This window comes from Dialister succinatiphilus YIT 11850 (genome assembly GCF_000242435.1).
GTDB lineage: Bacteria > Bacillota > Negativicutes > Veillonellales > Dialisteraceae > Dialister > Dialister succinatiphilus.
In genome coordinates this window covers 1167603-1172677 of the sequence record NZ_JH591187.1, presented here as the reverse complement: position 1 = coordinate 1172677, position 5075 = coordinate 1167603, and the positions used below count along the sequence as shown (strand labels likewise).

Annotated in this window: 6 protein-coding genes; 4 read left to right on the top strand and 2 right to left on the bottom strand. The window is 55.2% G+C overall.

The window, feature by feature from the left end:
• Positions 1-303: 303 nt before the first annotated feature.
• Together larAH10 and HMPREF9453_RS05070 are read left to right on the top strand one after the other, a co-directional pair.
• Complete coding sequence (gene larAH10 / locus HMPREF9453_RS05075) at positions 304-1611, top strand: NPN-dependent 2-hydroxyacid racemase, LarAH10 family (RefSeq protein ID WP_008859489.1); 1308 nt, start codon at positions 304-306, stop codon at positions 1609-1611.
• A gap of 10 nt (positions 1612-1621) precedes the next feature.
• Entirely contained in the window at positions 1622-2260 is a 639-nt protein-coding gene (locus tag HMPREF9453_RS05070; RefSeq protein WP_008859488.1) for a hypothetical protein, read from the top strand.
• Positions 2261-2848: 588 nt separating this feature from the next.
• Here the strand turns inward: HMPREF9453_RS05070 and HMPREF9453_RS05060 are convergent.
• Together HMPREF9453_RS05060 and HMPREF9453_RS05055 are read right to left on the bottom strand one after the other, a co-directional pair.
• Positions 2849-3436, bottom strand: a complete 588-nt coding sequence (locus HMPREF9453_RS05060) for a GH25 family lysozyme (protein WP_008859487.1) — start codon at positions 3434-3436, stop codon at positions 2849-2851.
• Complete coding sequence (locus HMPREF9453_RS05055; protein ID WP_008859486.1) at positions 3433-3924, bottom strand: phage holin family protein; 492 nt, start codon at positions 3922-3924, stop codon at positions 3433-3435. Before HMPREF9453_RS05055 ends, HMPREF9453_RS05060 begins: the two co-directional genes overlap by 4 nt.
• 119 nt (positions 3925-4043) lie before the next feature.
• Between HMPREF9453_RS05055 and HMPREF9453_RS05050 the strand changes: the two genes are divergently transcribed.
• Both HMPREF9453_RS05050 and HMPREF9453_RS05045 read left to right on the top strand, forming a co-directional pair.
• Positions 4044-4490, top strand: coding sequence for a hypothetical protein (locus HMPREF9453_RS05050; RefSeq protein WP_008859485.1), 447 nt, complete (start codon positions 4044-4046; stop codon positions 4488-4490).
• A gap of 29 nt (positions 4491-4519) precedes the next feature.
• On the top strand, positions 4520-4978 hold the full coding sequence (locus HMPREF9453_RS05045) for a 2-thiouracil desulfurase family protein (RefSeq protein ID WP_008859484.1): 459 nt from the start codon (positions 4520-4522) through the stop codon (positions 4976-4978).
• Positions 4979-5075 lie beyond the last annotated feature (97 nt).

Below are 5075 nucleotides of genomic sequence, written 5' to 3'. Positions count from 1 at the left end.
CCGGAGTGAGGCGCAGAAGCGTAAGATGAGAAACTATAGGCCGGGATGCCTGGAGGGGCGTATAGGCGTTTATGGAGCTTCTTCTTCACCAATGGGGAGACTGGCCAGAGCTATACAGAAATACTGATTAAACCGAAGCCACGGAGATAGTAATTATCGACAGTCAAATGAATTACCGAGGAAAACTTGACACTTACCACGCCGCAGGCGTGTCCAACTCCATAGTGACACTGCTGCCATGAGGCTGTATAATAAAAAGAAAATCCGCCGTTTTGGCGGAAGGTGTACAGATGGAGGATACCTATGGGTCTCAGAGAATACAAACTGGCCTATGGCCATGGAACACAGTCTGTCATGCTCCCGGAGGAGCATATTTCCGATGTGCTGGAAGGGGTGCCTACGCCTGCCTGCGATGTGAAGAAAGCCACCATTGAGTGCATGCGTCATCCCATCGGCACGAAGCCCCTGCAGGAATTGGTGAAGAAGGGTGATAAGGTATGTCTGGTAGTGGCCGACATTACCCGTGCCTGGAACAGGGCATCGGAATTCACCATTCATGTGGTGAATGAGCTGAATCTGGCCGGCGTGCCGGATGAGGACATTTACATCGTCTTTGCCCAGGGCACCCACCGTCCCCACACGGACGAGGAAAACGTGACCTGCGTAGGTGAAGAAGTGGCCCGCCGCATTAAAATGTACCAGCATATTTCCACGGACAAATCCATGCTCACCCATATGGGCGTCACCAAGCTGGGCACCGACGTGTGGATCGATACCCGGGTGGCAGAAGCGGACAAGGTCATCCTCATTAATGCCGTTTCCACCCACGACATGGCCGGCTTTGGCGGCGGCAGAAAGCTCATCCTTCCCGGCGTGGCAGGATTTGAAACAGTGCAGCAGAACCACTGCCATGCCCTGGGACCCACCCTGGGCAGCGGCCTCAACCCGGATGCCAAACTTTTGAAAATCGAAGGAAACCCCGTATCCGATGACATGCAGGAAGCCTGCGACATGGTGGGCCCCTGCTTCCTGGTTCATTCCATCATTAATGAAGAAGGGGAAATCTCCTCCATGGTGGGCGGCGATCCCTACAAAGCATGGCTGGAAGGAACGAAAGAAACCTACCGTATGCAGAAAGTGCCCATGAAACAGCAGGCCGACGTGACCATCGTATCCGCCGGCGGCTACCCCAAGGACACCAACCTCTACCAGGGCACCAAGTGCTACACCACCGCTGAAATCGCCACGAAAAAAGGCGGAATCATCATCACCATGATTGAAGCAGAAGACGTCATGGAACCGCCGGCCTACCTGGGCAGCTTCAAGTACAAAAACCTGGAAGACATGGAAAAAGGCCTCCGCGGCTGCTTCACCATTCCCTTCTTCGTAGCCTTTGAAAACCTCATCACCGCCATGACCCATACCGTTTACATCGTGACCCGGCCGGAAAACTTCGACATCCTCCGTGAAAAGACCCACCAGATCCCCGTGGCCACTGTGGAAGAAGCCTGGGAACTGGCGAAAAAACAGCTGGCAGAAGAAGGAAAGACAGACTACTCCATCAATATCATCCCCCACGGCAGTGCCATTGTGCCGTTCCTGAAAAAATAAGAGACAGCCCATGAAAAAAGAAATCCTTACTCTCGCTGCCGCCCTAGCCTTTGCCCTGCCCTTCACTGCTGGAGCTGCCGATTTCATCCATCTGGACGAAGCATCCTTCGATACCCTGTGGCAGCAGGGGAAAACCATCAAAAAACATGGCTCCCTGGAAAATCCCATGCACTACGGCGTAGAAATGCGCCACGGCACCATCGGCTCCAACCAGGTGGTACTGGTGACACCCTACACCGCAGGACTCTATATTTCCTCCACAGAAACCCTGCGCCTCCTGGACGTGCCCCATGACTTCAGGGACCGGCTCCTCCAAAACCAGGACATCTTCTTCATCGCCCCCGCCTACGTGCCGGTGCACCACCTCATCTCCTGGTCCACCGAAACCAAAGGCAGCGGAAGAGCAGAACACCTGGCCCTGGTAAAAGAAGGGAAAATGATTTTTCCCCGGTACACCATGGACCCCGTGGTAGACAGCCTCCTGCCCCACAGCCACTTCGTCCGCTACTTCGGCTTCACTAGAAAAGAAATCCTGGATGTACCTTACGAAGTGCGCTACGTCAATGGCGAAGGAGACCTCATCTCCTTCAAAGTGGATGAAAAAGATCTGGAAACGCTGATTCGAGAAGAAAAGAACTTTAAAGCCTGAATAGAGAAACAAAAAAACTGCGAGATAACTCGCAGTTTTTTTGTTTCCAACTCGGACAAGCCCCTATGGGGCTTGAGGGTTGACGGCCCGCTGGGCCGAAGGTTCTTAAGGGGCTTAAGTTTGACGCGCCTTTGGCGTGCACAGCGAACATGATTTGAAGGAGCGCCAGCGACGCACAAATCATAGTGAGTCGTTTCACCTTTAGGTGGAAGTCCGGCGAAGCCGGATAGGGGGAGGCGAGCGTAGCGAGCCAATCCGCAGAATGCTTATCATACCATATGACATAGAAAGCCAATCCCGTAACGCTGACTTTATAAGCATTGCCGCAGAGCGGCAATACCGCAACCCTCGGGGCCAAAGGCCCCGTCAAACTTAAGAACCCTTGGGCCGAAGGCCCATCCATCTTAAGAACCTTTTTCCACAACCCTTCTACACAACCCGCGGCGCCAGCCGCGCCCCTTTTTTTAAATCTGCGGCGAAGCCGCCACCACCACCCTTTGAACCCTCTGAACCTTTTGAACCCTTTGAACCCTCACGCCCGAGAGGGCGTGTCCCATGAACACTCACACCGCAGGTGTGTCCAATGGCCTACCACATAATATCTCCATCCACTAACTGGCCGTCCAGGGGAAGGGTGCTGGTGAACTGCCAGAGCCGGGCGCCGGGCTGGCTGCAGGTGCTGCCCCACTGGGCGCACCAGAGAGGGGTGTCCTTTGGCAGGGAGGGGAGGTGGATTTTTTCTTCCAACCAGGAATAGCTGCTGTAGAGGCCGTCGGGATATCCTTCTTTTTCCATTTCCAAAAGAAAGGCCCGGCAGAGGGCGGTGATTTCTTCTCTGCCTGCGATGCCCCGCTTTTCTTTATAGCCGTCGGCGTCTTCCATGTCCAGCCAGCAGCCCGCCGGGAGCCGGTCTTTGGACAGGCCGCAGTCTTTCAGCACGGCGGCGGTGAAGCGGGCTTCTTCCGCTGCTTCTTCTTCGGTGAGGGCATAGCTGTAGTAGTAGATACCCAGCTCCAGTCCGGCGGCGAGGACGCCGTTTACCTGTTCATAGAAACGGCTGTCCAGGTGGCCTTTTCCCCAGCCCAGACGGACGATGACGAAGGAAGCGCCCTGCTTTTTCAGGGACTGCCAGGAGAGGGGCTGGTTGTGTTCCGATACATCGATGCCCCATTTCATTTTCTGCCTCCTTTCATGTGCTTCAGCATGAAGGTGACAGAAGAAAAGCCTGCTTCCGACAGATTTTCCATGACAGAAAGGGCTTCGGCAGCAGTCAGGTATCCCACGGCCAGGGATACCATGGCCGAGGGGAAGCCACTTTCGGAGAGAAGATAGTCGGCGCAGGCGGAAACCAGGACGCACAGATTATAAAGGATGAGCTTGGACAGGCCCTGTTCTTTCATGACGCTGCTGCAGATGAGACCCAGGCGGCGGGCCCGGGGAATGGCCCGGATCATGGAAAGCAGGGTGGCCTCCGATTTCCCTTCGGCCCTGAGCAGAGCGGCGCTGATGGCAATCCAGCGGGACAGCAGGTCTGCCAGTACCAGCAGGGAAAAGCAGAGGAACATGAAGGCGTGGTGCACCAGGGCAAGAAAGAAAATAGACAGGGCCGCCTTCAACGGAAAGTGGGAGGCCAGGTCCTCCCCGGGGTAAAATGATTGATTCATAGGAAACCTCCTTTCATGAAATCCATTTCCTGTTTCTATAGTCATGAAAGGGGTGGATTGTCACCGGAGGCCCTTTTTGTGGTAAAATACGCTTGATGAAAGGGAAAGGAGAGGTTTCTTTGAACCATTTGAAATTGAAAGCGGCATCTCTTCTGTTTTCTGTTGTCCTGCTGGCAGGCTGCGGACTGACCGATGAGAAAATCACCATGAAGCCGGAGACGGGAGAGAACATCCAGGTCACCCTGGACAGGGGCGATGATTTTTCCATGGAAGAATCGTCCGGTGTTCTTGTGGTGTACCAGAAGAAGAAGGTCATGATGCGCTGTGCCTTCATCAGCAGGGAGCAGGAACAGGCCCAGCGGGCCTCTATCATTACCATGCCCTTTGAAATCCACAGGGAAGAGGAAAACTATATTTCCTACAGCATGGCCGGCCCCGATGGCATGGTGAACTACTACATGTATCCCGTGGGAAAAAAGACCTGGCTCTACGCCGCCACCCACCTGCCTCCGGAAGCAGCGGAGAAGGTGCTTTCCCGCATTCATTTCAAAGAGGGCAGTGAGTAATTCATTGCCTTCACGCAAAGGGGGATATCATGAGAGTTCTGGTGAGCGCCTGCCTTCTGGGCAGGAACTGCAAGTACAGCGGCGGGAATAACAGAAATGAAAAGGTCCTGGCCTTTCTGCAGGGAAAAGAAGTGGTCCCGGTGTGCCCGGAAGTGGAAGCAGGCCTTCCAGTACCCCGGCCGCCTGTGGAAATCCGAAAGGGCCGGGTGGTCCGTAAAGATGGCAGGGACATGGATGAAATCTACCGCCTGGGCGCAGCCCGGGTGCTCTCCCGCATGGGAAAGGTGGACCTGGCCATACTGAAATCCGGCAGTCCCACCTGCGGCGTCCACGATATTTATGACGGCACCTTCAGCGGAAAGAAAATCAAAGGAAGAGGCGTGCTGGCAGAAGCCCTGGTCAGGGCAGGAGTGCCGGTGGTGGATGAAAAGGAGCTGCTCAGCGGCCGGGATGCAGAGGGGTTGACGGCTTTTAGGGACAAGCCCTGACGGGCGTGAGGGTTCAAGCGCCTGTGGCGCGGTCGGGATCGGGATCGGCGCGGTGCTTTCCAGTATTCCCGAAGGTTGACGCCCGCTTTCGCGGGCG